This window comes from Gracilibacillus pellucidus, assembly GCF_033949965.1.
Lineage (GTDB): Bacteria > Bacillota > Bacilli > Bacillales > Amphibacillaceae > Gracilibacillus > Gracilibacillus pellucidus.
This window is the reverse complement of sequence record NZ_JAWZSR010000013.1, coordinates 24,257-50,794: the sequence shown is the minus strand read 5'-3', so window position 1 is coordinate 50,794 and position 26,538 is coordinate 24,257. Positions and strand designations below refer to the sequence as shown.

The window sequence follows — 26,538 nt, the reverse complement described above, 5'->3', positions numbered from 1 at the left end:
TTATATCTTGCCTATTCTAATGCACTTAATGTAGTTGAAGGGTTAGTTCTTGTACTTGCTGATTATTACCAGTTTGACATTAATGTAATTTTGTTTAAAAAATTACATTCTCATTTAACTAATCATTCTTAAACTCAATTTTAGACTTGCAAAGTAGGAAGCAAAAGAAGAGATAGTGGGTATTTCAAAATATATTTTGAATACCCACTTTTTATTTTCATAAAAGACATTGTAAAAATGTATTTAAGCTAACTGGTGCGAAAGTTCAATAAGGCGGTCATTTAAACGATTGTCTTTTTTTCTAAGAAATGTTTTTTGAATATTATGGTATTATGAAGAAGGGAACGTTAAAATACGTATATTTAGCAATCTGGAAGAGACTATTAGCATTCATACGTAATAAACTAAAAAAAAGACTTAGTGGCAGAAACTTTAAAATAGAAAAGGGAGTTTTATTATGACAAATAGGTCAACTAATGGAAGAATAGACTCTGCTTCAAGAGTGATTCTGGCATCACCACAAACCATCTCAGGCATTCTTGAATCCAGAATCGTTAGTTTTATGGCTTCCACCTAAAGGAATGTCGGGTCATATTGACATGTTTGAGCCTCGAAAAGGTGGAAATTATAGTATGACCCTCACGTACGAATTAGACCATTCAACCCCTGGAAAGACTTCGGAAAACACTGATGTTTCCCAAGGGATGTTTTTGGAGTTGGTTCCAGACAAGAAAATTGTACTATCAGTAAAATTCGATTCGAATCATCCTGCATTTTCAGGCGAGATGATACAGACGTGGTACTTAGAAGCCGTTTCAGAAGGCACAAAGGGCACTATCGTTTGTGAAAACGTACCTGAAGGAGTAAGAAAGGCGGATCATGACGAGGGGTTAATCTCCACACTGGAGAATCTAGCTACCTTTACAGAATGACAAACTATAAAAATCATTTTTAGTATCTTTATAAATAACATAGACCTTAAGCAAAGGGCACGATAGTTGAATAAACGTCGCTTTTCTTGTTCAACTATAGGGTGTGTTAGTTCAATTACACAGTTTATATTTAAGATGAAGAAACTGGAGAACGAATAAGATTTACCAAAACTGTACGACTGAAAACTATGTCCAAACGAGCAATTAATAAAGCTATTACAGATTCCGAGATAGAAACTGCCAATAAAGAGAATATAGAAAAAGGAGATAATATTACTTTTGGTAATTTTGTAGATAGATGGCTAAACAATTATGTTCGTGTAGATCTGTCTGTTAAATCAAAAGACGATTATCTATACCTCTTAAATAATGGTATATTAGACGAATTCAAAAACCATAAATTATTCAAAATGAAAACATTTCACATTGTTGAAAAGCTGAAAGAATGGAAAGAACAAAGTGAGCATATGGCATTAGCTAAGTATGTTGTTCTCAAAAGCATTTTTGCTAAAGCTATTGAGTGGAGAGTTATCAGTGATAATCCTATGAATGGTATGAAGCCTCCAAAAGTAAAAAAGAAGGAGAAGAAACTGAGATTTTACGATGGACAACAACTACAGAATCTTTTTGAAATACTAGATCACGTAAATGAGAAGCATAAGATACAAATTAAATTGGCAGCTTTGGTTGGTTTACGAATGGGAGAAATAGGCGGAATTCGACTAGAGTGTATAAACTTTAAAAACAATACCATTCTTATTGATAGATCCCTGCATTTTGATACAGAAAAGAAAAAACTTACACTAGGACCACCTAAGAACAAAATACCTCGTACAGTAAACGTGCCAGACTCGTTTATGAAAGAAGTAAAAAGTTATGTAAAAAAACAAAAGAAACTTCGAGTCGAAATGGGAAGTGCTTGGAAGCCAATGGTCGATGACGAAGGAAATATTATTAATTTTCTTTTCACGAAAGAGGATGGATATCCACAACATCCACGATCTGCAGGAGCTGCTTGGGTAAGGATTATTGAGAAATACGACCTCCCTAAAATAACTTTCCATGAGTTACGACACTCTTATGCGTCTTTCATGTTGAGTAAAGGGGTTAATTTCAAAATTCTCCAAGAACAATTAGGGCATAGCGATATCAGCATCACTATGAATATTTATAGCCATTTAACTGAAACAGACAAATCAAAAGCTAGTGACTTGTTCAATGAAATACTCTAATCTGGTCACTTTTTGGTCACTTATTAACACCAGAGCACTTATAAACATTGATATACTAGCACCTTACTATCACTGTAGCACTATTATCTAGATAAATCATGTCGTAACTCCTCTGTTTTTCAATTAACATTGGCATAGCTTATGATATTTTGCTGTATTTAAAAATAGTTATGCCTGTCTATACAGTAGAAAAGATATCCCTTTGTCAAAACAGGAATATCTTCTCTCTTTACTATTCATACGCAATATCTAATGCAGATAACAATTCATCGATTCCAACCATATCATCATCACTAATCTGATTAACAACATCTTCTAAAGACGACTGTTGCTCTTGCTCATCTATTGGGTCCACTTTCTCATCAGGAGGAAACTTTCCATCTATTACCGATATTGATGCTTTCACTTGCAATGGTTGCACCCTGCCTTCTGCGGCAGTTGACAGATGACTATCCTCCCCTGTTTGAAATGACAGATATAAAACTACTCCCCAAAGGCTAACAGTTAACGCAGACAGTGCGACTACAATCCACTTCATATCTATTTAACATCCTTTATCATGACTAATTAGCCATTTGCTGTAAAGCTTTATCCATTTCTTCAATTTTAGCCATAGCATTTGCATCTACTTGTTCTAATGCTTGCACAGCCGTTTCTAATGCTGATTCATATTTGTGGTTTCTAAACAATTTCTCCGCTTCTGCTAACTGTGCAGCAAGCTGTGGTTGTGAACTGCGGTATCTATTCCCATACTGAATTGCTAACTCAACTAAACGTGCTTGATCAAGTAATAAATTTGTTTGTTCAACGAAATGATCGACAGATTTTGCTGCTTCTGTGATACTATGTTGTACTTTCCCCATATCTAATGGTGATCTCTCTAAATAACCCAATACCACTTCACATTTTTCTGTTGACTCTTCTAATGAATTGATAATGAATGATGGTACTCCAGGTATATTACTCTTTTGCAATTTCTTCTCGGTATAAATCAATTGTTTCTTCAATTCAGCAATTTTTTCTTTTGCTTCTAGTTCGTCTTTTCTTAAATCTTTTACTTGTAATTGAAAATCTTCCTGTGCTTTCTCCAACTTACTTACTTCTTCTGAGAAGATCTCTAATTTTTCTTTAATATCTAAATGATTTGCCTTACGTCCTTCATAATCTTCTTCAATGTTTTTAAATTGATTTACTGTCTTATCTAACCATTTCTCTATACTTAACAATAATTCTAAATCTGTTTCTTCTAAATAATATGTTTTTTGTAGTTCCTTCATTTCCTCTGAAGCACTCTCAATTTGCTCCTTAACTGTTTGTAATCGTTGCTTCTCATTCGGAAAATGACTTTCAACGATTGACTTGGATGTTGCCTCTTTCTCTAACAACTGAAACATTTCATTAAGACGGTCTTCCATTTGAACAAGTGATTCCTCAATAGATTGTATTTCACCATTATCCAGCTCTTTCATTGCGGCTTTTAGCATGTTTTCATACTGTTTTAATTCTTTGTCAAATCCAAACTGCTGAACCCGATAGCCATCCTCTTCCATTTCGGCCATCCCTCTAACTAATTCCTTCATTTGTTCAGGAATATGTTGCTTACATTTGCGATAGAGCTCTGGAAAGGCACTAATACGATCATTTATTTTCTCGACTTCTTGTTTTAACTCTTCGATCAAACCTTGTGCTTCAATATAATTTCCCTCTTCTGTTAAAGAGGAATATTCAGATAGTCTCTTTTCTTGCTTCGTTAATTCAGATTCAAAAATGTTTTCTGCTTTACCAAATTGTGTTCGGTTATGTAATAAATATTTCTTCAACTCTTTTAATTTTGGCTCTAATTCTTCTATTTCATTACGCACATATTTTTCAGAATTCAACAAATGATCCAATTCTTTATACATGGTTTCAATATTATTTTCAATTTTTTGTAGTGCTTTGTCTACTTGTTGTAGGTCTTTTTTAGCTGTTTTAATGCGGAATTTATCTGCTGATTCTTCTGCATCTAATAAGTATTCTTCCAAATCAGGAAGTTCCTTTGTCAGGATATAGTCCCAATTGTCTTTCCATCCTTCAAATTTTTCTAGTGTTTCCCCTGATAAATTTAGTTTTTTTACTTTTGCTAATTCAGCAGTCACATTTCGATTCATAATGTCCATTTTCCAAGCTTCTAGCTGATCGACATTATCATAGACCTTCTTCCTAAAGATTAACCCGACAATAAGTAGTGCGATAATAATAAGAATTCCGCCGATCACGAATTCCAACATAAGTAATCCTCCTTCATAGCAACCGATAAACTTGTATATGTATATAATTTCTCCCTATTTTTAAACGACTTTATTATTACTAGTTATGATACCATGTTTCTACACCATTTTGCTAAGATTTTTACTATTTTTGAATATTTTTATCGAAATCTGTTTATTTCTATAAATATTACTGTATAGCATTCATTATTTCATTACATTCTATCTGATAAGTTGGTTAATTTGTCACTTTTTATAATCTATTGTATGATAAATAAAATTAACACTGTGTTTACTTGAAAAAGGAGCGGGGAACTATGTTCGAAACAAAAGAATATAAAGGAACAAAAGAGAAAAATTATCCAATCGTTATCAAACAATTAGATGCTTTATTATATGATGAGCCTGATGTGATCGCTAATTTATCAAACGCATCAGCTTTATTAAACCAATTTTTAGATGAAGTGAATTGGGTTGGTTTCTATCTTTGGAAAGAAGATGAATTAGTGCTTGGTCCATTCCAGGGATTACCTGCATGTGTTCGCATCAAGAGTGGCAAAGGGGTTTGTGGTACAGCTGTTGCTGAGAATAAAACACAATTAGTAGCAGATGTTCACCAATTCCCTGGTCACATCGCTTGTGATGCAGCTAGTCAATCCGAAATTGTTGTCCCAATTTTAAAAGACGGCGAAATCTTTGGTGTACTTGACATCGATAGCCCTATTAAAAACCGATTTGATGAAACAGATCAAAAATATTTAGAAGAATTCGTGAAAACACTAGAAAAATATTTATAGAATAAACAGATACTGTTGACATTAGCAGCTTTGCATCATATAATGGACTTTGTGTAAAAAAGGTAGCCTATGTGAACCGCCGGCTGACCATTCTGTTCCTTATCTAAATAAGGTGTATCGAGTAACTCTCTGCTACTAGGGCGAGGATACATGAAAACAAAATGGCTGTCAGGAGAGGGACGCACTGTCTTATTTTATGCAAAATTCATATATAAAGGAGAAGATGCACAATGGCTCGCTATACAGGATCTGTATGGAAAAAGTCTCGTCGTCTTGGTATCTCATTAACAGGTACTGGTAAGGAGTTAGACAAACGCCCTTACGCACCAGGTCAACACGGACCTAATCAACGTCGTAAACTATCTGAATATGGTTTACAATTACAAGAAAAACAAAAATTACGTTTCATGTACGGAGTGAACGAACGTCAATTCCGTAAACTATTTGATCGTGCTGCTAAGATCAAAGGTATCCACGGTGAAAACTTCATGATTCTTCTTGAATCTCGTTTAGACAACCTTGTTTACCGTCTAGGTCTTGCTAGAACTCGTCGTCAAGCACGTCAGTTAGTAAACCACGGTCATATTACTGTTGATGGAAGCCGTGTAGATATTCCATCTTACCAATTAAAACCTGGTCAAGTTATCGGTGTTCGTGAAAAATCTCAAAAGCTTGATATTATTGCCGAAGCTGTAGAGGCTAACACTTTCACACCAGAATACGTAACTTTCGACGCAGACAAATTAGAAGGTACTTTCACTCGCTTACCAGAGCGTTCTGAATTACCAGCTGAAATTAACGAAGCGCTAATCGTTGAGTTCTACTCTCGTTAATTTTAGAGAATATTTTTTAACAGTATTAGAAACCCTAGAAACCTTGTTTATCAAGTTTTCTAGGGTTTTTTGTTCATTTATCTATTTACAGTAAATTTGCGGTAGTTTAATACATAGCCCAGATCCATGAAAAGAAACTGTTTATGAAGCTCTTTGAAAACCATTATGTACAATAGCGACGAATTCATGATTACTCAAACGTTAAAATATCTAGAAAAAATTCAAACTTATCTTAACACATCTCCTGTTCTTGTACTGTAATTTAAAAATCGACTTACCAATTCGGTATCTTTTTTTATCAATACCACTTCATCATGTATAGCTAATTGACTAGGTGAAATAAATTGTTTCAGCAGGAGTTTATTTCGTTGTTTTACTTTAAAAGATGCTCTTTGATAATTTAGCAGATGAGCAATCTCAATCGTGCATCGCTTATAACTCTGTGTTACTTCAATATAATTGTACAGTACAGTAAAGTTAATTCATACATTGTATCAGGTATAAGTTCTCTGGATCACACAGATCGAAAGTTTCAATTTTCACAGGATAATCAAGCTCCAACACTTTTTGTTCGCTTTTCATTATATCGAGAGTATTATCTACACTTACTATCTCTTGTCTATTCTAAAACCCTCTTCACTATGTAACCCCGCATGAAGCTCTATATCTGCAGCAATATAATAATAGGTTAATTCATCACCTTCCTTTCGTCTATGTTTAATGCTACAATATATTGTATATAAATTCCATTCATCCAATTAATGTAATAAAAGGAGCATACATATGGAACGTTATTTCATTAAATCAGGGCTATATGGCTTTTTGTTCGGATTAGCTATCTCTATCTTGTTTGTCAGTTATACGCAAGTAAATCCGCTCGGCAACGGAGTTTCTATCATAAGTTCCTTGCCAGCAGACGAGTATATGATCACTATTTTACGTGGTGGAATAATCGGCATGTTTATCGGTCTCCTTACTGGATGGCGACTGTTTACGAAAAACAAAGATGAGCAGAAAAAGAAAACGTATTATCTTCCAATATTTTTTGTTTCTTTTGTTACTGCAAGCATTTTCATTATCTTTCTTTAGTAGTTAACAACAAGCCCCTTCCCGCTTTAACTGAAGGATATAATATAGTAATTATCGTCCGTATATCCTCTTTTGTTACAACTCGAACCGTAGATTACGGACGTTTCTCCCATGATATCCCCCTCTTCCTACAACCTTTCCCTAATCACTTTCTTCATAAATCTATTCAGGTTTTGATTCATTTTCATCCGCTCCATAAAAGAAAAACCTTCTGTAAACAAAACGAATTCTACTTGTCGACCTTGATGATCTTCTGCATATAATGCATTGTTTAAAACAAAGGCAGTAGAGCCTCCTTTTCCACCAAGTTGTGCATATTGCTGTTTGTTCACCTTATTCTCCATTGGCCATTCCATGATATTACGAAGGATACTTGCACCTTTCGGTAATGTAGCCTCATCATTAGAAATAGCATGCATCACTTTTGCATAGTCTTTCACTGTCGCATTCGGTAATCTATCAGACCATATTTTTTGCAAATTCAGCGGTATTATCTTCCAATTATCTTTCAAAGAAGAATCACCTTGTTTCAATTGGTGATGAACGGACCACGTAATCCCTCGATATTCTTCCATATCCATCGCTTGAAGCTTTTCTTTCACTTGCAAGGAACTTAATTCACTTTGATGTTTTTCTACATATGATGGAACTAGTAAAGCTGACACTAAAGGATATACAGGGTCATGATCTTTTAAAGCTAAATCTGCTATTACTTGATTAATAGAATCTGCTCCTAATTTATCTATCAAAAATTCCGTATTAGCATTGGAGCTATATTTGATCATCCCTTTTGTTATAGCATGTAATGTTACTTCATTATTGGATAGATTACCTGATGTCTTCATCTCTTTTAACCAAGCTGGATGCGCTCCTCCATCGGTATTTGGAATATAAAACTTCTCTAATTCTGCTATATTCACACGTTCATTACGAGCAAGCTTTCCTTCTACTACTTGATTCGTGTAAGCAATCGCTATCAATATTTTTACGACACTTGCAAGCGGCCGCTTTACCTCACTTCTAGCACTCATTACTTCTTTTCCATTTACGCAAATAATCAATGATACTAATTCTGGGTACTTATCGATATATCGTTGCACGTAATCTGGATCATCATAACTTAAAGACAGAATAACGATTATTATTCCAATATAAAGGCAAAACACAAATAGAGAGACGTCTAAAATTGCTATCATCCATATAGCTAGTAGAACAGCAACAGTCACAATAACTGCCCGTTTCATCTGCCAACTAGTTCTATTCTGCTTTAAAAATAAAGGTAGTACGGATAAAAAAATGATAAAAATAGCAATAAACCATAAGTAAAAAGGCATTTACTTTAATCCTTTCTTTTCTCGAATCAATTATTATTTAGTTAGACTATTTACGTGTTAATGTTTCTTCGAATATTGAGAACGGTTACTACTAATCCGTATTGTATCATAAAAAGAATAATATGGTAACGAAATTCCGCCCCACAATTTTTAAATGATAAAAGTCTGATACGTTGAATAAAAAGTTAAAACAGCCTAAACAAAAAATCTAGGCTGTTTCATATATATATTATATTTACACCGTCTGAGCACTTGATGGAAAATAACGATTCTTCAACCTTGTAGAAACCAATTCGAGAATAATCGCAATAATTAAGATTGCATATGTGATAAATCCTACTTCTCGTAAGTCGAAGTAAAAACCAGATGCCATAAACAATTCGAATCCAATTCCACCTGCACCTGCTGCAGCTCCCATTGCAACTGCTACAGAAAAATTGATTTCAAATCGTAAAAATGTCCAGGATAATAAATATGTAAATGTCGATGGTAATACCCCTTTTACCACAATATGCCACCATTTAGAGCCTGTTGCTCTTAGTGCCTCAATAATTCCTGGATCTATCTCCTCAAACGATTCGGAAAAAGCCTTTACTAAATAAGCTACAGAGTGAAATAACATCCCTAAAACAGCTGCCTCGCTTCCAAGACCTGCCGCTATTGCAAAAATCAATACCCATAATACAGTCGGAACAGCTCTAATTAATGCTACAACTACTCGAACAGAGCGTGACAACCAAGGCTTTGATAAATTTTCCGCTGCCATTAACGCAAGGAAGAATGCAATAATCGCACCTAATATTGTCGCTAGTACACCTAAACCTAACGTAATCCCCACTTGATAAAAGGCTTCCCCCCAGCTAAAGTGGTTTAACGTTGGCTCAAGAAACATCACTTTTAAGTTATGAAATGTTCCAGTAATTGCTCTTTCTAAATTTAAACCTGTATAATCAAAAAAGAAAAACGCTAATATCGTTAAAATACCTAAAATCCATATCGTCCAGTTCACTACTTTATCAATTTTATTACCTGACTTAATATTGATCTTTCCATTTTTCTTACGCTTAACTAGTGCTGTATTCAATTCTTTCGCCATTTCCATTACAAGATCACTCTCCGTATTTTATTAGAAGCTAATTCAATAAGGATAACCGTAATGATAATTGTTAATGTTATCAGTGCAACAAGATTATAATTCATTGTTTTATAGTATAAATCAAACATATAACCAATACCTGTCCCTGTTAATATACCAACAAGTGTAGCACTACGAATGTTTGTCTCAATCATAAATAGGATCCAACTTAACATCTGTGGTAAACTTTGCGGAAGCACGGCCTTACTAATCATATGAAAATAAGTAGCACCAGTCGCTGTAAGTGCCTCAACCGAGCTTTGATTTGCTTCGTCTACCGACTCAATAAATGCCCTTGTCAAGAAACCAACCGTTCCAACAAACAACGCTAAAAAGCCTGTTAACGAATTTTGACCAAATGATATTAATAGAATAAGTGACCATGCGACAACCGGTATATTCCTAGAAAACGAGGCAATTAATCTTGCAATCGCACTGAAAAAATTATTAACCTTCGTTGTTTTTGATCCCATTATTGCTAGAAATAACGAAACGACAGCAGCCAATGTAGTAGCAGCAATCGACATAAAGACTGTTTCACCTAATTTATCAAGTATTTGCGGTAGTTTTTCTAATGATTCCATAGAAACAATTAGATTCGAAAGTATCCACTCAAACGCTTTCGGTATCGTTTTTACACTATCTATAAAATGAAAATTTGTAATTGCGGCAGATAAATACGTAATAATAATGATCACAATAAAAAAGAATGTCGTTTGCCATCTGTTCTTGCGCATTTGCTTCTCATTCATCCTACTATCTTCTCCTTACACCGTAATTAATTCCCTTGATTCAATGCCATAAATATTCTCAATCTGCTCATTATATAGAAATTGACTAGCACCATCAAAAACTACTTCACCTTTTCTAAGTCCTATTATTCTACTTGCATACTCTTTGGCTACTTCTACTTGATGCAGATTGACAATACAGGTAATTCCCATTTCAGAACTAATAGACTGTAAATAATCCATTATTACTTTTGAAGAATTGGGATCTAATGAAGCAATTGGTTCATCACAAAGAATTAATTTTGGCTCTTGAATAAGTGCGCGACAAATACCTACACGTTGCTGTTGTCCACCACTCAATTGATCACAACGTTTATACGCATGTTCAGCAATACCTAGCTTCTCTAGTAAGTGAAATGCTTGCTCTTTTTCTTTCTCGGTAAACATGCCTAAAACACCTTGTAATGTTGACTTATACCCAAAGCGACCATGAAGCACATTTTCAATAACTGTTAATCGTGGAACAAGATTATAATGTTGAAAGATCATTCCAATATTTGTACGCAATTTGCGTAATTCTTTCTTTTTCATAGAGGCTACATCTAATCCATCAAACAATACCTTTCCTTCATTAATATCTACTAATCGATTAATACAACGAAGCAACGTAGATTTACCTGCACCAGATGGGCCAATTACAGATACAAACTCGCCAGATTTTATTTCAAAATTAATGTCGTTTAATACTTTTGTCTCTCCATCATAAAACTTACTTAAGCCTTCTACGTTAAGCAGTGACATGAAAAAAACTCCTTTTTTCATTTATTTGAAAATAGGGAGTATGCATTATTCACGCATACCCCTCACAGCATTTATTACGGACACTGTCTTCCTGATAAGTTTCGCTAACAATCAGTGGGAGTTAAAACTCCCACTGATTGAAGTCTCCATTTATTCAATTAGACCTTAATTTTGTGAAAGTTCACGGATTGGATTGAACCACTCATCTTCAACTGGAACAAATCTTTCCTCACCTGATTTACTAAATAGTCCTGATGCATCTGAATCACTAGGAACAAAAACATCCTCATTATTGGCCATTTCATCAGAAGCAAACGCTTCTTGAATCACTTCATAATTTTCTTCCCCTAATACATCCATATTCGCAACAAAAGGTGCATTAAGTACTGGTGTTACGCTCATTAATGTAAATTCTTCCCCGGGAACTGTATTAAAAGGTTCCTCTGCATCATCTTTTACACGATACACACTTCCAACTGTATTCTCTTCACCTTCTGCTATCTCAACATAATTATCAACACAAGAATCACAGAACGCTGCTACATCCGCACTATCATTTAATAAATTAACAGCTGAGCCCTGATGTGATCCCCCAAATAAAACTTGTGAAAATAGTGGACCGTCTTCCATCAAATCTTCTTCTGTTAAATCTTTATCCGAAAAATAATCTAAAATGGTTGATGATGGAACGACAAAGCCAGATGTTGAACTATTTGAAACAAATGAGAATCGCTTATCTTCTATCGTATCTAGAGAAAACTCACCATTGTCTTTGAAGTCGTCTGCCTCATCTACTTTTACTGCTAACCAACTATGGTACATAGCATCATCTAATGTACCAGATGAACCTGTCGATACAACTATTGGTTTAATTGCATCATTTTGTTCATTAGCTTCGATATATCCTTGTGCACCCATAAAGGCTAATGCTGCATTATTATTCACAATCGTTTCAATCGCAATCGCATAATCTGTTGTTAAGTGATGCTCTACTTCCTTTCCTGTCGCTTCAGCAATTTGCTCGCCAATTGCATCACGTGCAGTTTTTAAATCATTCCCCGACTCATTTGGATACCAGACGATATCAATTACATCACCTGCTCCACCTTCTTGTCCTTGTGCATCATCAGATGAACAAGCTGCTAAACCGAATAAAGCCACTGCAAACACTAATACTGCCATCCATTTCTTTTGCATCATAATTCCCCCATGATCAATTTAATTTAGCCATGCAGTTGTCTCTAAGAAGCTAGTCATATTAAACCACAAAAAATAGTATAAATGGTTAAATTTACATTTTATTTACATTATTTTAAGATAATTCACATTATTAAAACATAAGGCTTACACTGTTACAACTTGAACCTTAAAGTCGATATTTTATGGATGATTGTTTATGCATCCACTTAAGTTATGTATTTACTTCTTAATGCTAACGCAAAAAAATCCTTCTAATAAGTCATCAGCTTATTAGAAGGATCCCTCCATTACTTATTATCTTTTTTTTCGTCTTGTGCGCCCCACCATGAAATATTTTTTAGACCTTTAACATTTTTATAATGGAACACTGGATCTTTCCCTTGTTTTCGCTGTCCCACATAATCTTGCAAGACATCTAGAGCGATTTTACCTAGTAATAATATCGCAACTAAGTTTACTACAGCCATTAGCGCCATAAATAAGTCTGCCATGTCCCAAACAAGTTGGATCGATGCCATTGAGCCGAACATGACCATCGCTAAAACCGCTAAACGATAAATCGTTAACCAAATACCTTTTGGACTTAAGAAGCTAACGTTCGTTTCACCATAATAGTAGTTCCCAACTACAGAACTGAAGGCAAAGAAGAAAATTGTAATGGCTAAGAAAATCGATGCCCATTCACCTACTTGTGAACTTAAAGCTACCTGCGTTAACTGAATTCCATCCTCTGGTGCATTCATCACATTATCATACAAAATCACAATGAATGCTGTTAGACTACAAATGACAATCGTATCGAAAAAGACTGCCAACGATTGTACAAGTCCTTGTTTAACTGGGTGGTTGACACCTGCTGTTGCCGCAGCATTTGGTGCGCTACCCATACCACCTTCATTAGAGAAAAGCCCGCGGCGGATACCATACATCATTGCTGCACCAGCTCCACCACCAAACACTTCTTCTAATCCAAATGCGCTGTTAATAATTAACATAAACACATGTGGTATTTCCGTAATATTAATAATCACGACATAGAATGCAACAAGCATATAAATGATTGCCATGATAGGAACAATTACTCCAGCAACATTTGCAATACGTTTAATACCACCGAAAATAACTAAGCCAGCTAACACAACAAGTACTATGCCCGTCCATACTTTATCGATGTGAAAAGCTTCCTCCACAGCAGCAGAAATCGTATTTGCTTGTACGGCATTAAAAATAAATCCAAATGTAATAGTAATGAGAATCGAGAACAAGATACCCATCCATTTTTGCCCTAAAGCTTTCTCCATGTAATAAGCTGGTCCACCTCTGAAACCATCCTTATCTGGTACTTTATATACTTGGGCTAGTGTACTTTCAATAAATGCTGACGCCATCCCGATAAAGGCAATAATCCACATCCAGAAAACTGCACCTGGTCCACCAATCGCAACAGCTAAAGCTACACCAGCTAAGTTCCCTGTTCCAACTCGTGATGCGATCGTTATACTAAACGCTTGGAAAGCATTGGTTCCTCTTTTTCCACTTTGATCTGTAGCTTCTTCCGTTATTACTTTAAACATATCACCGAACAAACGGAACTGGACAAATCTTGAGCGAAGGGTAAAATACAGACCCGCACCGATAAGTAAATAAATCAGCACATAATCCCATAAAACCGAATTACCCCATTCAACTATTTTAGAAGCAATAAGTTCAATAGTTTCCAAATTGTCACTCCTCTCATATAAAAACTATCCTTCAAAAATATAAATATAATATATTTTTAGGCAAAAAACAAGTAGAGCCTTCATCCAATTTATGGACAAAGGCTGTAAACAGTAATATACCTAGCTTTTCAAGCTGGCTTATTTTTTATCCTAGTGAAAGCTTTCGCTATCCCGACTAATTGTAGTTTCACTTTACCTTGAGACTGTATGCTCCGCCATTAATCTGCTTGCAATCCTGTCAGTAAATTCAATGGTTGTTTTCGGAACAATCGATTTTAATACATTATTAATAACTGGTGCCATCATTCCACCAGCTGCAATTTGGAGGTAACCGGTAATATTTGTTACCTCTTTCCCATCTCTCTCTGCTAAGAAATATCCGTCACCTTTCACGTTCTCCCCAATGCCAGTTAAATCAAATGTTACACTATTTGGTTCCAACCATTCTTTAATCTGCACTTTTAGACCAATTGTCTTTTGAATCTTCCCTACATCCCCTTTGAAGTGCCATGTCGATTGACGTTCATCAATAATGTCGTGTTTGATATAACCAGGTACTAAAGGTGCCCACCTATTCATATCACTTACAAACTCCCATACATACTCAATCGGCAAATTTACTTTAACAAAATGTGTACCATTCGGCATAAATACAATCCCTCCTAAGTAAATAAAGTGAGACTTATCAGGAAGTTAATGTCCTTTTTTCTCCCACTTTGCCTCCTTGTTTTCACTGGAAGCTGAAAGTCAGAGGTATTCGGGCATTTCCACTGTGATAAAATCTCTTCCACCAATTTCTTGCAAGAAAATAATTGTGAAAAAGGTATATTCTAGCCGCGTCAGTTATACACTACCAATAGCTTCAAGCTAAACGGAGGATACAACTATGTATAAAAAACAAGAACGGTGGTTAATTTTTTTAGCTTTTTTCGTTGCTTTGGTCATTGGTTTATCTTTACTAAGACGTATCTTTATAGGATGAGAGGTAATAATTGATGGAAAGTGAACAAGCAGTCTTTTACAGTAGGTTGTTAACAGAATTAACTTTATCATTCCATATTATTTATGCAACAATCGGTGTAGGTATTCCATTTCTTATTTTTTTAGCCCAATGGTTAGGGATTAAAAAACAGGATGAACATTACATCCTATTAGCAAGAAGGTGGACAAGAGGCTTTATTATAACCGTCGCTGTTGGGGTTGTGACAGGTACTGCGATTGGACTACAACTTAATCTATTATGGCCTACATTCATGGAATTAGCTGGGCATGTTATTGCTTTGCCACTATTTATGGAAACATTCGCATTTTTCTTCGAAGCAATCTTTTTAGGCATCTATTTGTATACATGGGATAGATTTCGTGATCAACGGAAACATATGCTTTTATTACTCCCAGTAGCAATAGGAGCTTCCTTCTCCGCCATTTTTATCACGATGGTCAATGCGTTTATGAATGCGCCACAAGGGTTTGAATTAATGAATGGTGAGTTTATTAATGTTGAACCACTTGTTGCTATGTTCAATCCAGCCATGCCGACAAAAGTTGCACATGTCGTTGCTACCGCATATATGACCTCTGCTTTCGTGTTAGCAGCTATTGCAGCATTTCGTATGATTAAAGGCTCTAATCACGTTTATCATAAAAAAGCGTTACTATTCACCTTAAAGGTAGGGCTCGTATTTTCGATTGCCGCTGCTGTTATCGGTGACTTCGCTGGCAAATATTTAGCAGAATATCAACCGGAAAAATTAGCAGCAATGGAATGGCACTTTGAAACAGAAGAACAAGCTTCGTTAACCTTGTTCGGTTTTTTAGCAAATGGAGATGAAATTAGATTTTCTATTGAGGTTCCTTATGCATTAAGTATTCTTGCACATGGAAACCCAAATTCAGAGGTAATCGGTTTAGATCAATTTCCTGAAGATGAAGTTCCTCCACTTTATATCCATTATTTGTTTAATATTATGGTATTCGTCGGACTTTTTGCCACACTTATTGCTCTATGCTATGTTGTTGGAAATGCATTAAAAAGAAAGTTCGTAGCCAGAAAATCCTTCCTATGGCTAATTGTGAGTACAGGACCATTAACCATTATCGCCATCGAAGCAGGCTGGTGGTTAGCAGAAGTCGGCAGGCAACCATGGATATTAAGAGGTTTTTTACGAACAGAACATGCTGCCACAACAAGTAATCAAGTAGATCTCATGCTGTACCTCTTCATTGGGTTATACACTGTACTAGGAATTGCTAGTGTCATTGTGCTAACACGCATGTTTAAAAATAATCCAGTAGAAAAAGAGCTACTAGATCATGAACGGAATGGACGGTGATTGCTATGACATATGAAATAATTGGTATTAGCGTACTATGGCTCTTCTTGTTTGGTTATATCATTGTTGCCTCGATTGATTTTGGAGCAGGTTTTTTTCATGCCTATAGTGTATTAACGAATAAACAACATATCATTAGCAAAATTGTCAGGCGGTACTTATCGCCTGTATGGGAAGTTACCAATGTGTTTCTTGTCTTTTTCTTCGTCGGAATCGTTGGTTTCTTTCCTAGTACCGCTTATTTCTATGGTACTGTTTTGTTAGTTCCTGCAAGTCTTGCAACAGTTTTACTTGCGATACGTGGTGCATACTATGCTTTTACGACTTATGGTAAATTAAAAAGCAATGTTTGGACATACTTATATGGCTTTTCTGGATTATTAATTCCTGCTTCTCTCTCTATTGTCTTAACGATTTCAGAAGGCGGCTTTATTGAAAGACAGAATGATGCGCTTCTATTACAATACCAAACATTATTCACAAGCCCATTAACATGGAGTATTGTTGTATTAAGCTTGACTTCTGTCCTATATATATCCGCTGTATTTCTTACTTGGTATGCAAACAAAGCAAAAGATAAAGCAGCAACAGAGCTATTACGGAAGTACGCATTAATTTGGGCAATGCCAGCTATCATTACCGCATCAGGCATCATCTTCGAGCTTAGAACACATAACCCTACTCACTTCAATAGAATGTTCGATTTATGGTGGATGTTTGCTGTGTCTGGTGTTTTATTTATAGCCACCGTTTATTTAATATGGCGCAAGAAATCATATGGGCTTGCCTTCTTTTTGCTTACAGGACAGTTCTTTATCGCGTTTTATGCATACGGCGTTTCTCATTACCCGTATTTGCTTTATCCGTATTTAACAATAGATGAAGGTTTTACAAGTGAAGGAATGGCACTCGCTCTAATTATCGCCTTTATAGCCGGACTATGCTTATTAATACCATCTCTTTGGTTGTTACTTCGACTATTCTTATTTAATAAAGACTATGTGGAAGGCAAAATGAAATAAGCGAATCCACTCTTTCGTTAAAGAGGTTTCACCTAAAAATTAATGTAAGGAGAGACTATTCCATGGATGAATTTATCTATTTTTATGCCCCATTCATTGTGCTCATTATAAGTATTATGTTTACCTTTTGGTTTGTTACAAAGGATACGAAAATTGATCAATAACTAGAAGTCTAAGTACCCTACACGAAGTGAACATGAAATGTAACAAAAAAGGAACACTACTGAGGCAAACTCCCCTTTTAAGTGTTCCTTTTTTCTTACTGTTTATTTTGTGAAGCGAATTAAGAAGTATTTCTTTTTCCCTCTTCGAATAATCGTAAATTTGTCTTCAATACGGTCTGCTTCTGTTAATTGGTGTGTTAATTCTTGGTTTCTTACACCGTTAATATAGATAGCGCCACTGTTAATGTCTTCTCGTGCTTGACGTTTAGAAGAAGAGATTTTCGCTTCTACTAGTAAATCAATTAACGCTATTTCTTTGTTTTCTACTGTAACGGATGGTACATCTTTGAAGCCTTGCTCAATTTCCGCTGCATTTAAGCTAGATAATTCACCACTGAATAATGCTGCTGTAATTTTCTCTGCTTGTTGTAATGCTTCTTCTCCATGTACAAGTTTTGTCATTTCTTCTGCCAAACGTTTATGTGGCACACGTTTTTCAGGTGCTTCTTGCAATTCTTTTTCTAAGCTTTTAATCTCTTCAAAGTCCATAAATGTAAAGAATTTAATGAAGTGAATCACGTCACGGTCATCTGTATTGATCCAAAATTGGTAGAATTCATATGGTGTCGTTTTCTCTGGATCTAACCAAACAGCTCCACCAGCTGTCTTACCGAATTTTGTACCATCACTTTTCGTAATCAATGGTACAGTAAGTCCAAATACGTCTGCTTCTGTTTCTTCATTATCAAATCGTTTTCGACGAATTAATTCCATCCCCGCAGTAATGTTACCCCATTGGTCACTACCACCAATTTGAAGCGTACAGTTTTCTTTTTCGTATAAGTTCAAGAAATCGAAAGATTGTAGCATCATGTACGTAAATTCCGTAAATGATAAACCATTCTCCAGTCTTGTTTCCACTGAATCTTTTGCTAGCATGTAATTGATCGTAAAGTGCTTACCAGTATCACGTAAAAAGTCAATTAATGATAGGTCACCAAGCCATTCATGGTTATTACGAGCTACAGCACTATTTTCACCTTGGTCAAAATTTAAAATACTTGCTAATTGTTGTTTAATACTTTCACTATAGCCTTTGACAACATCATGACTATTTAATGATCTTTCTGTTGAGCGCCCACTTGGATCACCAATCAAACCAGTCCCACCACCAATTAAGGCAATTGGACGATGACCTGCTTTTTGAAATCTTTTTAACATTAAAATGGGTAATAAATGGCCAATGTGTAAACTATCCGCAGTCGGGTCAAAGCCACAGTATAATGTAACCAAATTCTCATCAAGATGTTTTCTTAACTCTTCTTCATTTGTTGTCTGCTGAATCAGACCTCGTTTAGCTAAATCGTCTAAAATATGCATATTACTGCCACTCCTTTTCGCTTTCATCAATAGTTTTAAACAATAAAAAAACTCCTCCCTCATAAAAGGGACGAGATTATTCCGTGGTACCACCCTTGTTGCAATTCAAAGAGAACTGCCACTTAAGGAAATAACGATGCATACAGGCACCGTCTTCATTCATCATGAAGAAACTCCGGAACGTAATTCATAGCTAGATTATTTACGAGCTTTCACCAACCGCTCGCTCTCTAGAAAAGGGAATCTGCTATTACTTCAAACCATCATCGTACTATCACTGTTTAATTGTTATATCATTAATAGCATATTCTGAATCGAAATGCAATGGTTTTAATAAAAAGATAATGATTTGACGATTATGTTATAATGTCTAGTGGAATAATTGGGAGGTTTTCTAATGAATTGGAAAGATTTTCTGAAAAAAATACAGAAGTCTATTAGTAATAGTTGGCAAAGAAAAAACATACAGCGTTCATCTAGAATCAGCTATCATATAATTTGGAACGTCATTTTATTCTTCATTACCATCGGAATAATAGGATTGTTCTTCACAGCAGGTATCGGTGCAGGATATTTTGCCTCACTAGTAGATGAAGAAAATGTGCAAACAGAAGAAGAAATGGTTAATGCAGTCTATAACTATGATTCAACCACAGAATTGTATTTCGCTAATGACGAGTTTCTTTCTGACGTCCGCTCTGACTTACAGCGTGATGAGACACAACTTAAAAATATTAGTGAGTATGTACAAAATGCAGTTATTGCAACAGAAGATCAATACTTTGAAACACACAACGGTATTGTGCCAAAAGCAATACTTCGAGCTGTCTTCCAGGAAATGACGAACTCCTCGACAAAAACTGGTGGAAGTACACTAACACAACAAATTATTAAAAATCAAATTTTAACAAACGAAGTATCATTCGAACGAAAAGCAAAAGAAATGGTGCTTGCCATGCGATTGGAGCATTTCTTTGACAAAGAACAAATTTTAGAAGCATATTTAAATATTGTCCCATTCGGACGTAATGCTGCTGGAGAAAATATCGCAGGAGTTCAAACAGCGGCGCAAGGAATATTCGGAGTAAATGCCGATGAATTAAATTTAGCACAAGCAGCTTTCATCGGGGGATTACCTCAGAGTCCTTCTTATTACACTCCTTTTCAAAATAGTGGCGGCTTAAAAAATGAGGAAGGACTCCAGCCTGGTTTAACTCGAATGAAAACTGTCTTAAACAGAATGTATGAGGCAGGATATATTAGCCAAGATGAATACAACGAAGCAATGGATTATGATATTGTTGCTGATTTCAAAGAAGCAGAGGAATCTGTTTATAAGAAATACCCATTTTTGGTAAATGAAGTGCAAAAAAACGCAGTTGCCGTTTTAGCCAAGCTACTAGCTGAACAAGATGGGTATTCCGAAGAAGATTTAGTAAAAGATGAAGAGTTAAATGAGCAATATCATATAACAGCTGAGCGAGAAATCAGTAGTAATGGTTACCGAATCCATTCAACGATTGATAAAGATATTTATGATGTTTTCCAAAAGATTACTCGTGAATACAACAATTATGGAAGTGACAAGCTGGCAAGAAACAATGCAAATCAACCAATCATGGTAGAAAATCCAGAAACTGGAGAAGAAGAGCAACTCGTTCAACCCGTACAAGTTGGTAGCGTCTTGATTGAAAATAATACGGGTCGAATTATTAGTTTTGTCGGCGGTCGTGATTATGATATAGCCGAAGCGAATCATGCTACATCTGTCCCCAGACCAAATGGTAGTACGATGAAACCTCTTGCTGCATATGGACCTGCCATGGAATTAGGTAAAGTTCAGCCTGGCTCTGTTCTACCAGACGTTGCGCAAAATTTTCGAGGCTACAATCGACCACCAACAAACTATTCGGGTGTCTATTATGGACTTGTGACAGCGAGAGAAGCACTTTACAAATCACATAATATTTCCGCGTTGTCAGTCTATAACAGTATTATTGATCAGGACCCTGCTGAGCAATTTCTAACAAAAATGGGATTTGACTCATTAACAGAAGGTGACCACGTAAACTTATCCTTAACACTAGGTGCTACTAAAAACGGTGTTACTGTTGAAGAAAATACCAATGCTTATGCAACCTTTGGGAACAATGGAAGCTTTGTTGATGGTTATATGATTGATAAGATTGAAACAAAAGATGGCGAGGTTATCTATCAACACGAGAGTGAACCAGTCGAAGTATTTAGTCCACAAACTAGTTACTTAATGATCGATATGATGCGTGATGTTTTATCACGTGGTACCGGTACAGCTGCCAGATCTAGCTTATCTAATCCTGGTGTAGATTGGGCAGGCAAAACGGGTACTTCCAATGACTATAAAGACACATGGTTTGTAGCAACAAATCCTAATGTCACACTCGGAAGCTGGATGGGGTATGATTATAACCAAAGTCTCGATGATGGTTATAGTAATCGAAACAATGTATATTGGGCAAAACTTGTTAATGCAGCAACCGAAATAAATCCTGAATTAATGGCACCATCTAATAGATTTGAACGACCAAATGGTATTGTCTCCAGATCTTATTGTGCCGTGTCTGGCCTACTTCCTTCAGATGAATGTAGTAAAGCTGGGTTAGTCGAATCAGATATTTTCAATGCGAATTTTGTACCATCGAAAAAAGACTATAGTTTAATTCAAGATAAATATGCAACAATTGATGGAGATGTTGTATTAGCGAATGATGATACACCAGAGGAATTTATCGATGGTGACGGCTTTACATTTAATCCTGAGTGGTTAAAAGATATGGGCTATGACAAGTTATCAAATATGAAGCAGCTAACTGCTAGAAAATCTGGTCCATGGCAAGATATTCAATATCCGACAGACGACACGCAAGTAGAAAAAGGAAAAACACCTAGTGCACCTAGTTCCTTAAAAATTGACAGTAAGAAATTAACGTGGAAAACAGCTAGCGGTGACAACATTATCGGTTATCGAATTTATCGAGCAAGTGATCCTGAGGATGATAACTTTAAACGAGTTGGTTCTACTACAGATACAGACTTTTCTATACCAAGTAACGATGCCGTCTATCATGTAACAGCAGTGGACTTCTTTGGACAAGAATCGAAGCCAAGTAAAGTGATCGAAAACGGTGACTTCTCTGACGATGAGGAAGAGGATGAAGAAAAGGAAGAGAAGAAGAACAAGAAAGAAAAGCAAGAAAGTAAAGAGAAAGAAGAGAAAACTGAAAGCAATGAAGATAGTGAAGCTGATGTAGATACGAATGATGAAGAAGAAGTTCAAGAGGCTGATGACCGCCAAGAAAATGCTGAGGATGATTCCGATTCAGATGCTGAGGAAAACGAAGATAGTGAAGATTAAATAAAGAAAAGCACTTTCCTGTGATGGGAAGTGCTTTTTCTTATGAAGTATGGCTTCAATCAATTGCTTTTTACATATATTTACATCACGTGATACAAAAAACGGTGCTATGTCATGGACATATTACACCGCTTATAAGAACAATATTGCTGTTTAATCATCAGATGCATCAAGAATAACGATTTCTACACGACGATTTTCACTCCAACCCGATGGATTGTTATTAGAAGCAGCTGGTCTTGTATCACCAAATCCTGTCGCAATAAATCTATCATTATCAAGGTTATCATTATTTTCAAGAAAATAGCGAATCACACTACTTGCTCGCGCTCCAGACAACTCCCAATTAGATGGATAACGATAGCTAGAAATAGGGCGATTATCTGTATGACCTTCTACACGAACTTCATTCGGAATATCAGCCAATAAGGCATTTACTTTATTTAAAAAAGGTTTTGCTGGGTCAAGAATTTCTGCTTCACCTGTTTCAAACAAGACACTCTCCTGCAAGACAAGCACAACTCCCTGATCACTTCTTGTCGCAGAAATAACATCATTTAAGTTATGTTCTTCTAAATAATTCTCGACTTCAGATAATAGCAAATCTAACTCATCTTGATCCGGAATTCCATCTACTGTATCACTTACATCATCCTGTTCATCGACAGCAGTCGTATCTTCAGATTTATCATCATCTTCTTCCTCTTTTAAAATCTCCATATTTTCCGTTGGATGTTGTTCCTCAATGATAGATGGCATGGCATCAAATATTGTTTCGCTACGAAAAGCCTCTGCAATAGCTTTGAATTTCACTGCATCAATTTGAGACATTGAAAACAATAATACAAAAAATACTAAAATCAATGTCACTAAATCAGAATAAGTGACCATCCATTTCGGAGCCCCTTTTGGCACTGAACGTCTTTTCTTACGCTTCATTGAAAGATTCCTCCGTCACGTTCTCCGCTTCTTCTTCCTCTTCTACTTTACGTTGTTTTTCTTTCTCAGATAAAAATGCACTTAATTTCTCTTTTAAAATTCTCGGGTTTTGACCAGATTGTACTCCGATAACCCCTTCGATAATGATTTGTTTCATAAATACTTCTTCATTTGTCTTTGTTTCAAGCTTACCTGCCATTGGTGTAAAGAATAGATTAGCTAACACTGATCCATAAAATGTCGTTAACAAAGCAACCGCCATACTAGGACCAAGTGTTGAAGGATCATCTAAATTTTGCAACATTAAGATTAAACCAATTAACGTCCCGACCATCCCCCAAGCAGGAGCATATTCAGCAGCTTTTTCGATGATTAACCTACCACGATAATGACGCTCTTCCATCGCGTCTACCTCAGCATTCATTATATCGTTAATAACTTCCGGCTCAATACCATCAATAGCTAATAGAATACCTTTCTTGATATAGGGATCTTCTACTTCCTCTAATTCATTTTCTAATGCAAGCAAGCCTTCACGTCTAGCACGGTCAGATAAACGTTCAAATAGAGCTATTAACTCCGGTAAGTTTTGCTCATTTCGCTTAAATGATTCTTTCAAAACATTTCCGGTTACTTTAATCTGTTGAATATTAAAATTTACAAGAAGTGCTGCTGCTAGACCTCCAAGCACAATAAATATGGAGGATAGTTGCAAAAACGCCACAAAACCTCCACTTCCATCAGCACTAACAATCCCGAAGATAATCATAAAGAAACCGACAGTAATGCCAATTGGAGTAAATAAATCTCTTTTATTCATACGTATTCTCTCCCCAGTAAAAACTCAAATAATTAATAAAACTAGGATGCGATCACACACCCTAGTTTTATTATCGTCAGTTATATTATTTTGTTGAGTTTCTTTTCATAATTTGATGAGGTAAAATAACATTTTGTTCTTCAACTGTTTCTTTATTCATAAATTTCGTTAATAAACGCATTGCTACCGCACCGATATCATACATAGGTTGGACAACTGTTGATAAAGTTGGTCGTACCATTGTTGATAGTTTTGTATTATCAAACCCAATAACCTCTACATCTTCTGGTACACGAAGTCCATTATCTTGTAGCCCATGAATTACACCAAGTGCTAATTCATCTGAAGCAGAGAAAATAGCTTTAGGGAAATCTTTTAATTCCATTACTTGTTTTGCAGCTTCCACACCTGACTCATAGGATAAACCTGCTTTAATTACAAAGTCTTCGTTAATTTCTTGGTTTGCTTCTTTAAGCGCTTTAGCGTATCCCGCATATTTTCTTTCATTAACAGCAGAATTTGTTTCTTCCGTAACGAAAACAGGGTGTTTTGTACCATTTTCGATTAGGATACTAGTTGCCTCATACGCTGCTTGTTCATAATCAATATTTACTGATGGGATTGTTTCACTTGAATCAATTGTTGCTGCTAAAGCTACTGGTACTGGTGAAGTTTTCAATTGTTGAACGTGTTCTTCACTTATTTCTGCTCCCATATAAATTAATCCATCCACTTGCTTTTCATACATTGTATTAATTAAGCGTAACTCTTTTTCTTTATTTTGATCAGAGTTGCTTAAAATAATATTATATTTATACATAGTGGCAATATCGTCGATACCTCTTGCTAACTCAGAGAAGAAAATATTGGAAATATCTGGAATAATAACCCCGACAGTAGTTGTTTTCTTACTCGCAAGTCCACGTGCAACCGCATTTGGACGATAACCTAGTCTTTCAATTGTATTCAATACTTTCTTTCTAGTTGCTGGCTTCACGTTAGGGTTACCATTTACTACCCTTGATACTGTTGCCATAGAGACGTTTGCTTCACGAGCTACGTCATAAATTGTTACGTTCATTCTAATAACCTCCATTATTTTTCACGGTATATTTCCCTTATCATACGCTACAAAGCATCGTTTCGCAAAAATTAACCGATATCTACATTATTTATGTATATCATTGATATTATAACAAATTTCGCGGAAAAATTAACGAAAAAACTTCTATTTTATGAAAATTTTCATTTTGTTTAAGAAAAGCGCTCAGAGCTAGAAATATACTTATATTTTATCCTTTCGAAAAAAAAGAAAACAACACTCCATCGAAATGAATGAAGTGTCGCTTCCCATCATGAATTATTTGTTTAATAATTCTTTCATAAAGTTATTAAATGTTGGAATATCCATTTGCTGTGCTGCATCTGATAATGCTACGGCAGGATCTGGGTGCACCTCTGCCATAACACCATCCGCACCAATTGCTAGGGCCGCTTTCGCTGCAGGTAATAATAAATCTCTTCTACCAGTTGAGTGGGTAACATCTACCATTACAGGTAAGTGTGTTTCCTGTTTCAAGATTGGTACGGCCGTAATATCTAATGTATTACGTGTTGCTGTTTCATATGTTCTAATACCACGTTCACATAAAATGATTTGTCCATTACCTTTAGAATTAATATATTCAGCTGCGTTAATAAAATCAGAAACAGTAGCAGACATACCACGTTTTAATAATACTGGTTTATTCGTTTCACCAGCAGCTTTTAATAATTCAAAGTTTTGCATGTTACGTGCACCAATTTGAATAACATCGATATAGTTAACTGCTTCTTCAATATGTGCAGGATTTACAATTTCACTAACGACTGCTAAACCATACTCTTCCGAAACTTTCTTCAAGATTTCCAAACCTTCAAAACCTAAACCTTGGAAGTCATATGGAGATGTTCTTGGTTTAAATGCTCCACCACGAATTAAATTCAAGCCTTGAGATTTAATAGCTGATGCTACTTCCGCTACTTGCTCATAACTTTCAACTGCACATGGGCCAAAAATAAAGTGTTGGTTACCATCACCAAATTTCTCACCATTTATCTCAATTACTGTATCTTCAGGTTTTTTCTTTCGGGATACTAGTAACGCTTTACTATGATCATCCTCTTGTAATTCTAAACCTGCTTTAAAAATTTCTTTGAACAAATGTACAATTGTTGAATTTTCAAATGGGCCATTATTATGCTTCGTAATTAAGTTTAGCATGTCACGCTCACGAACTGGATCATAACTACGATTAGCACCTTGTTTCTCTTTTACCTGACCAGTCTCTTGAACTAGTTCAGCACGTTTGTTGATTAATTCTAGTATCTCTAGATTAACCTGGTCAAGCTTTTCACGAAGCTGATCCAATTGCTCATTGCTCATTATAAAT

At 35.7% G+C, this 26,538-nt stretch carries 23 protein-coding genes and 1 other annotated feature; of the genes, 9 read left to right on the top strand and 14 right to left on the bottom strand.

Annotated features, from left to right (window positions below; translation table 11 throughout):
- Positions 1–581 precede the first annotated feature (581 nt).
- Positions 582–932 (top strand): SRPBCC domain-containing protein, encoded by a 351-nt coding sequence (locus SH601_RS16190; protein WP_319959378.1) that lies wholly within the window; start codon positions 582–584, stop codon positions 930–932.
- A gap of 188 nt (positions 933–1,120) precedes the next feature.
- Positions 1,121–2,164, top strand: coding sequence for a tyrosine-type recombinase/integrase (locus SH601_RS16185; RefSeq protein ID WP_319959376.1), 1,044 nt, complete (start codon positions 1,121–1,123; stop codon positions 2,162–2,164).
- 232 nt (positions 2,165–2,396) lie between these two features.
- Here SH601_RS16185 and SH601_RS16180 read toward each other — a convergent pair whose 3' ends face one another.
- Together SH601_RS16180 and ezrA are read right to left on the bottom strand one after the other, a co-directional pair.
- Complete coding sequence (locus SH601_RS16180; protein ID WP_319959375.1) at positions 2,397–2,702, bottom strand: hypothetical protein; 306 nt, start codon at positions 2,700–2,702, stop codon at positions 2,397–2,399.
- A 25-nt stretch (positions 2,703–2,727) separates the two neighbouring features.
- The gene (gene ezrA, locus SH601_RS16175) at positions 2,728–4,434 is read right to left on the bottom strand and encodes a septation ring formation regulator EzrA (RefSeq protein WP_319959374.1); all 1,707 of its coding nucleotides are present in this window, start codon (positions 4,432–4,434) and stop codon (positions 2,728–2,730) included.
- A gap of 296 nt (positions 4,435–4,730) precedes the next feature.
- Here ezrA and SH601_RS16170 point away from each other — a divergent pair, with 296 nt between their 5' ends.
- From SH601_RS16170 to SH601_RS16160, 3 genes are all read left to right on the top strand, one after another.
- The gene (locus SH601_RS16170) at positions 4,731–5,210 is read left to right on the top strand and encodes a GAF domain-containing protein (protein ID WP_319959373.1); all 480 of its coding nucleotides are present in this window, start codon (positions 4,731–4,733) and stop codon (positions 5,208–5,210) included.
- A 230-nt stretch (positions 5,211–5,440) separates the two neighbouring features.
- Positions 5,441–6,043, top strand: a complete 603-nt coding sequence (gene rpsD, locus SH601_RS16165) for a 30S ribosomal protein S4 (RefSeq protein WP_319959372.1) — start codon at positions 5,441–5,443, stop codon at positions 6,041–6,043.
- Positions 6,044–6,826: 783 nt separating this feature from the next.
- The gene (locus tag SH601_RS16160) at positions 6,827–7,132 is read left to right on the top strand and encodes a hypothetical protein (RefSeq protein WP_319959371.1); all 306 of its coding nucleotides are present in this window, start codon (positions 6,827–6,829) and stop codon (positions 7,130–7,132) included.
- Between the two features lie 128 nt (positions 7,133–7,260).
- Here the strand turns inward: SH601_RS16160 and SH601_RS16155 are convergent, their stop codons facing one another.
- From SH601_RS16155 to SH601_RS16125, 7 genes are all read right to left on the bottom strand, one after another.
- Positions 7,261–8,466: a serine hydrolase gene (locus tag SH601_RS16155; RefSeq protein WP_319959370.1), complete on the bottom strand. Its 1,206-nt coding sequence runs from the start codon at positions 8,464–8,466 to the stop codon at positions 7,261–7,263.
- A 235-nt stretch (positions 8,467–8,701) separates the two neighbouring features.
- The gene (locus tag SH601_RS16150; RefSeq protein WP_319959369.1) at positions 8,702–9,568 is read right to left on the bottom strand and encodes an ABC transporter permease subunit; all 867 of its coding nucleotides are present in this window, start codon (positions 9,566–9,568) and stop codon (positions 8,702–8,704) included.
- The gene (phnE, locus tag SH601_RS16145; protein ID WP_319959368.1) at positions 9,568–10,353 is read right to left on the bottom strand and encodes a phosphonate ABC transporter, permease protein PhnE; all 786 of its coding nucleotides are present in this window, start codon (positions 10,351–10,353) and stop codon (positions 9,568–9,570) included. The genes SH601_RS16150 and phnE overlap by 1 nt, the downstream gene beginning before the upstream one ends.
- A 15-nt stretch (positions 10,354–10,368) precedes the next feature.
- Positions 10,369–11,133: a phosphonate ABC transporter ATP-binding protein gene (gene phnC / locus SH601_RS16140; RefSeq protein ID WP_319959367.1), complete on the bottom strand. Its 765-nt coding sequence runs from the start codon at positions 11,131–11,133 to the stop codon at positions 10,369–10,371.
- A gap of 165 nt (positions 11,134–11,298) precedes the next feature.
- Positions 11,299–12,330, bottom strand: a complete 1,032-nt coding sequence (locus SH601_RS16135) for a PhnD/SsuA/transferrin family substrate-binding protein (RefSeq protein ID WP_319959366.1) — start codon at positions 12,328–12,330, stop codon at positions 11,299–11,301.
- A 290-nt stretch (positions 12,331–12,620) separates the two neighbouring features.
- Positions 12,621–14,045, bottom strand: a complete 1,425-nt coding sequence (locus SH601_RS16130; RefSeq protein ID WP_413775140.1) for an alanine/glycine:cation symporter family protein — start codon at positions 14,043–14,045, stop codon at positions 12,621–12,623.
- A 201-nt stretch (positions 14,046–14,246) separates the two neighbouring features.
- Complete coding sequence (locus tag SH601_RS16125) at positions 14,247–14,702, bottom strand: SRPBCC family protein (RefSeq protein ID WP_319959364.1); 456 nt, start codon at positions 14,700–14,702, stop codon at positions 14,247–14,249.
- 347 nt (positions 14,703–15,049) lie between these two features.
- Between SH601_RS16125 and SH601_RS16120 the strand changes: the two genes are divergently transcribed.
- From SH601_RS16120 to cydS, 3 genes are all read left to right on the top strand, one after another.
- On the top strand, positions 15,050–16,387 hold the full coding sequence (locus tag SH601_RS16120; RefSeq protein WP_319959363.1) for a cytochrome ubiquinol oxidase subunit I: 1,338 nt from the start codon (positions 15,050–15,052) through the stop codon (positions 16,385–16,387).
- A gap of 5 nt (positions 16,388–16,392) precedes the next feature.
- Entirely contained in the window at positions 16,393–17,409 is a 1,017-nt protein-coding gene (locus SH601_RS16115) for a cytochrome d ubiquinol oxidase subunit II (protein WP_319959362.1), read from the top strand.
- Between the two features lie 62 nt (positions 17,410–17,471).
- Complete coding sequence (gene cydS / locus SH601_RS17680) at positions 17,472–17,573, top strand: cytochrome bd oxidase small subunit CydS family protein (RefSeq protein WP_413775139.1); 102 nt, start codon at positions 17,472–17,474, stop codon at positions 17,571–17,573.
- 102 nt (positions 17,574–17,675) lie between these two features.
- Here the strand turns inward: cydS and tyrS are convergent, their stop codons facing one another.
- Complete coding sequence (gene tyrS, locus SH601_RS16110) at positions 17,676–18,953, bottom strand: tyrosine--tRNA ligase (RefSeq protein WP_319959361.1); 1,278 nt, start codon at positions 18,951–18,953, stop codon at positions 17,676–17,678.
- 63 nt (positions 18,954–19,016) lie between these two features.
- Positions 19,017–19,229 (bottom strand) — a binding site (T-box leader).
- Positions 19,230–19,350: 121 nt separating this feature from the next.
- Between tyrS and SH601_RS16105 the strand changes: the two genes are divergently transcribed.
- Positions 19,351–22,347 (top strand): transglycosylase domain-containing protein, encoded by a 2,997-nt coding sequence (locus SH601_RS16105; RefSeq protein WP_319959360.1) that lies wholly within the window; start codon positions 19,351–19,353, stop codon positions 22,345–22,347.
- A 153-nt stretch (positions 22,348–22,500) separates the two neighbouring features.
- On the opposite strand, the gene motS is transcribed toward SH601_RS16105, so the two are convergent.
- From motS to SH601_RS16085, 4 genes are all read right to left on the bottom strand, one after another.
- Positions 22,501–23,286, bottom strand: coding sequence for a flagellar motor protein MotS (motS, locus tag SH601_RS16100; RefSeq protein ID WP_319959359.1), 786 nt, complete (start codon positions 23,284–23,286; stop codon positions 22,501–22,503).
- Positions 23,276–24,106 carry a flagellar motor protein MotP gene (gene motP / locus SH601_RS16095; protein WP_319959358.1) on the bottom strand — a complete coding sequence of 277 codons (831 nt, stop codon included), beginning with the start codon at positions 24,104–24,106 and terminating at the stop codon, positions 23,276–23,278. The genes motS and motP overlap by 11 nt, the downstream gene beginning before the upstream one ends.
- Before the next feature lie 85 nt (positions 24,107–24,191).
- Positions 24,192–25,187, bottom strand: a complete 996-nt coding sequence (gene ccpA, locus SH601_RS16090; protein ID WP_319959357.1) for a catabolite control protein A — start codon at positions 25,185–25,187, stop codon at positions 24,192–24,194.
- 279 nt (positions 25,188–25,466) lie between these two features.
- Positions 25,467–26,531 carry a bifunctional 3-deoxy-7-phosphoheptulonate synthase/chorismate mutase gene (locus SH601_RS16085; protein WP_319959356.1) on the bottom strand — a complete coding sequence of 355 codons (1,065 nt, stop codon included), beginning with the start codon at positions 26,529–26,531 and terminating at the stop codon, positions 25,467–25,469.
- Positions 26,532–26,538: the final 7 nt, after the last annotated feature.

What these genes read in the sequence shown, in the direction of transcription:
- SH601_RS16180 (WP_319959375.1), bottom strand. Translation starts at nt 2,702, where the DNA reads ATGAAGTGGATTGTAGTCGCACTGTCTGCGTTAACTGTTAGCCTTTGG.
- ezrA (WP_319959374.1), bottom strand. Translation starts at nt 4,434, where the DNA reads ATGTTGGAATTCGTGATCGGCGGAATTCTTATTATTATCGCACTACTT.
- SH601_RS16105 (WP_319959360.1), top strand. Translation starts at nt 19,351, where the DNA reads ATGAATTGGAAAGATTTTCTGAAAAAAATACAGAAGTCTATTAGTAAT.
- motS (WP_319959359.1), bottom strand. Translation starts at nt 23,286, where the DNA reads ATGAAGCGTAAGAAAAGACGTTCAGTGCCAAAAGGGGCTCCGAAATGG.
- SH601_RS16085 (WP_319959356.1), bottom strand. Translation starts at nt 26,531, where the DNA reads ATGAGCAATGAGCAATTGGATCAGCTTCGTGAAAAGCTTGACCAGGTT.
- phnC (WP_319959367.1), bottom strand. Translation starts at nt 11,133, where the DNA reads ATGTCACTGCTTAACGTAGAAGGCTTAAGTAAGTTTTATGATGGAGAG.
- SH601_RS16170 (WP_319959373.1), top strand. Translation starts at nt 4,731, where the DNA reads ATGTTCGAAACAAAAGAATATAAAGGAACAAAAGAGAAAAATTATCCA.
- SH601_RS16155 (WP_319959370.1), bottom strand. Translation starts at nt 8,466, where the DNA reads ATGCCTTTTTACTTATGGTTTATTGCTATTTTTATCATTTTTTTATCC.
- cydS (WP_413775139.1), top strand. Translation starts at nt 17,472, where the DNA reads ATGGATGAATTTATCTATTTTTATGCCCCATTCATTGTGCTCATTATA.
- SH601_RS16150 (WP_319959369.1), bottom strand. Translation starts at nt 9,568, where the DNA reads ATGGAAATGGCGAAAGAATTGAATACAGCACTAGTTAAGCGTAAGAAA.
- SH601_RS16135 (WP_319959366.1), bottom strand. Translation starts at nt 12,330, where the DNA reads ATGCAAAAGAAATGGATGGCAGTATTAGTGTTTGCAGTGGCTTTATTC.
- ccpA (WP_319959357.1), bottom strand. Translation starts at nt 25,187, where the DNA reads ATGAACGTAACAATTTATGACGTAGCTCGTGAAGCAAACGTCTCTATG.
- motP (WP_319959358.1), bottom strand. Translation starts at nt 24,106, where the DNA reads ATGAATAAAAGAGATTTATTTACTCCAATTGGCATTACTGTCGGTTTC.
- SH601_RS16120 (WP_319959363.1), top strand. Translation starts at nt 15,050, where the DNA reads ATGGAAAGTGAACAAGCAGTCTTTTACAGTAGGTTGTTAACAGAATTA.
- SH601_RS16125 (WP_319959364.1), bottom strand. Translation starts at nt 14,702, where the DNA reads ATGCCGAATGGTACACATTTTGTTAAAGTAAATTTGCCGATTGAGTAT.
- phnE (WP_319959368.1), bottom strand. Translation starts at nt 10,353, where the DNA reads ATGAATGAGAAGCAAATGCGCAAGAACAGATGGCAAACGACATTCTTT.
- SH601_RS16160 (WP_319959371.1), top strand. Translation starts at nt 6,827, where the DNA reads ATGGAACGTTATTTCATTAAATCAGGGCTATATGGCTTTTTGTTCGGA.
- SH601_RS16185 (WP_319959376.1), top strand. Translation starts at nt 1,121, where the DNA reads ATGTCCAAACGAGCAATTAATAAAGCTATTACAGATTCCGAGATAGAA.
- SH601_RS16115 (WP_319959362.1), top strand. Translation starts at nt 16,393, where the DNA reads ATGACATATGAAATAATTGGTATTAGCGTACTATGGCTCTTCTTGTTT.
- tyrS (WP_319959361.1), bottom strand. Translation starts at nt 18,953, where the DNA reads ATGCATATTTTAGACGATTTAGCTAAACGAGGTCTGATTCAGCAGACA.
- SH601_RS16190 (WP_319959378.1), top strand. Translation starts at nt 582, where the DNA reads ATGTCGGGTCATATTGACATGTTTGAGCCTCGAAAAGGTGGAAATTAT.
- rpsD (WP_319959372.1), top strand. Translation starts at nt 5,441, where the DNA reads ATGGCTCGCTATACAGGATCTGTATGGAAAAAGTCTCGTCGTCTTGGT.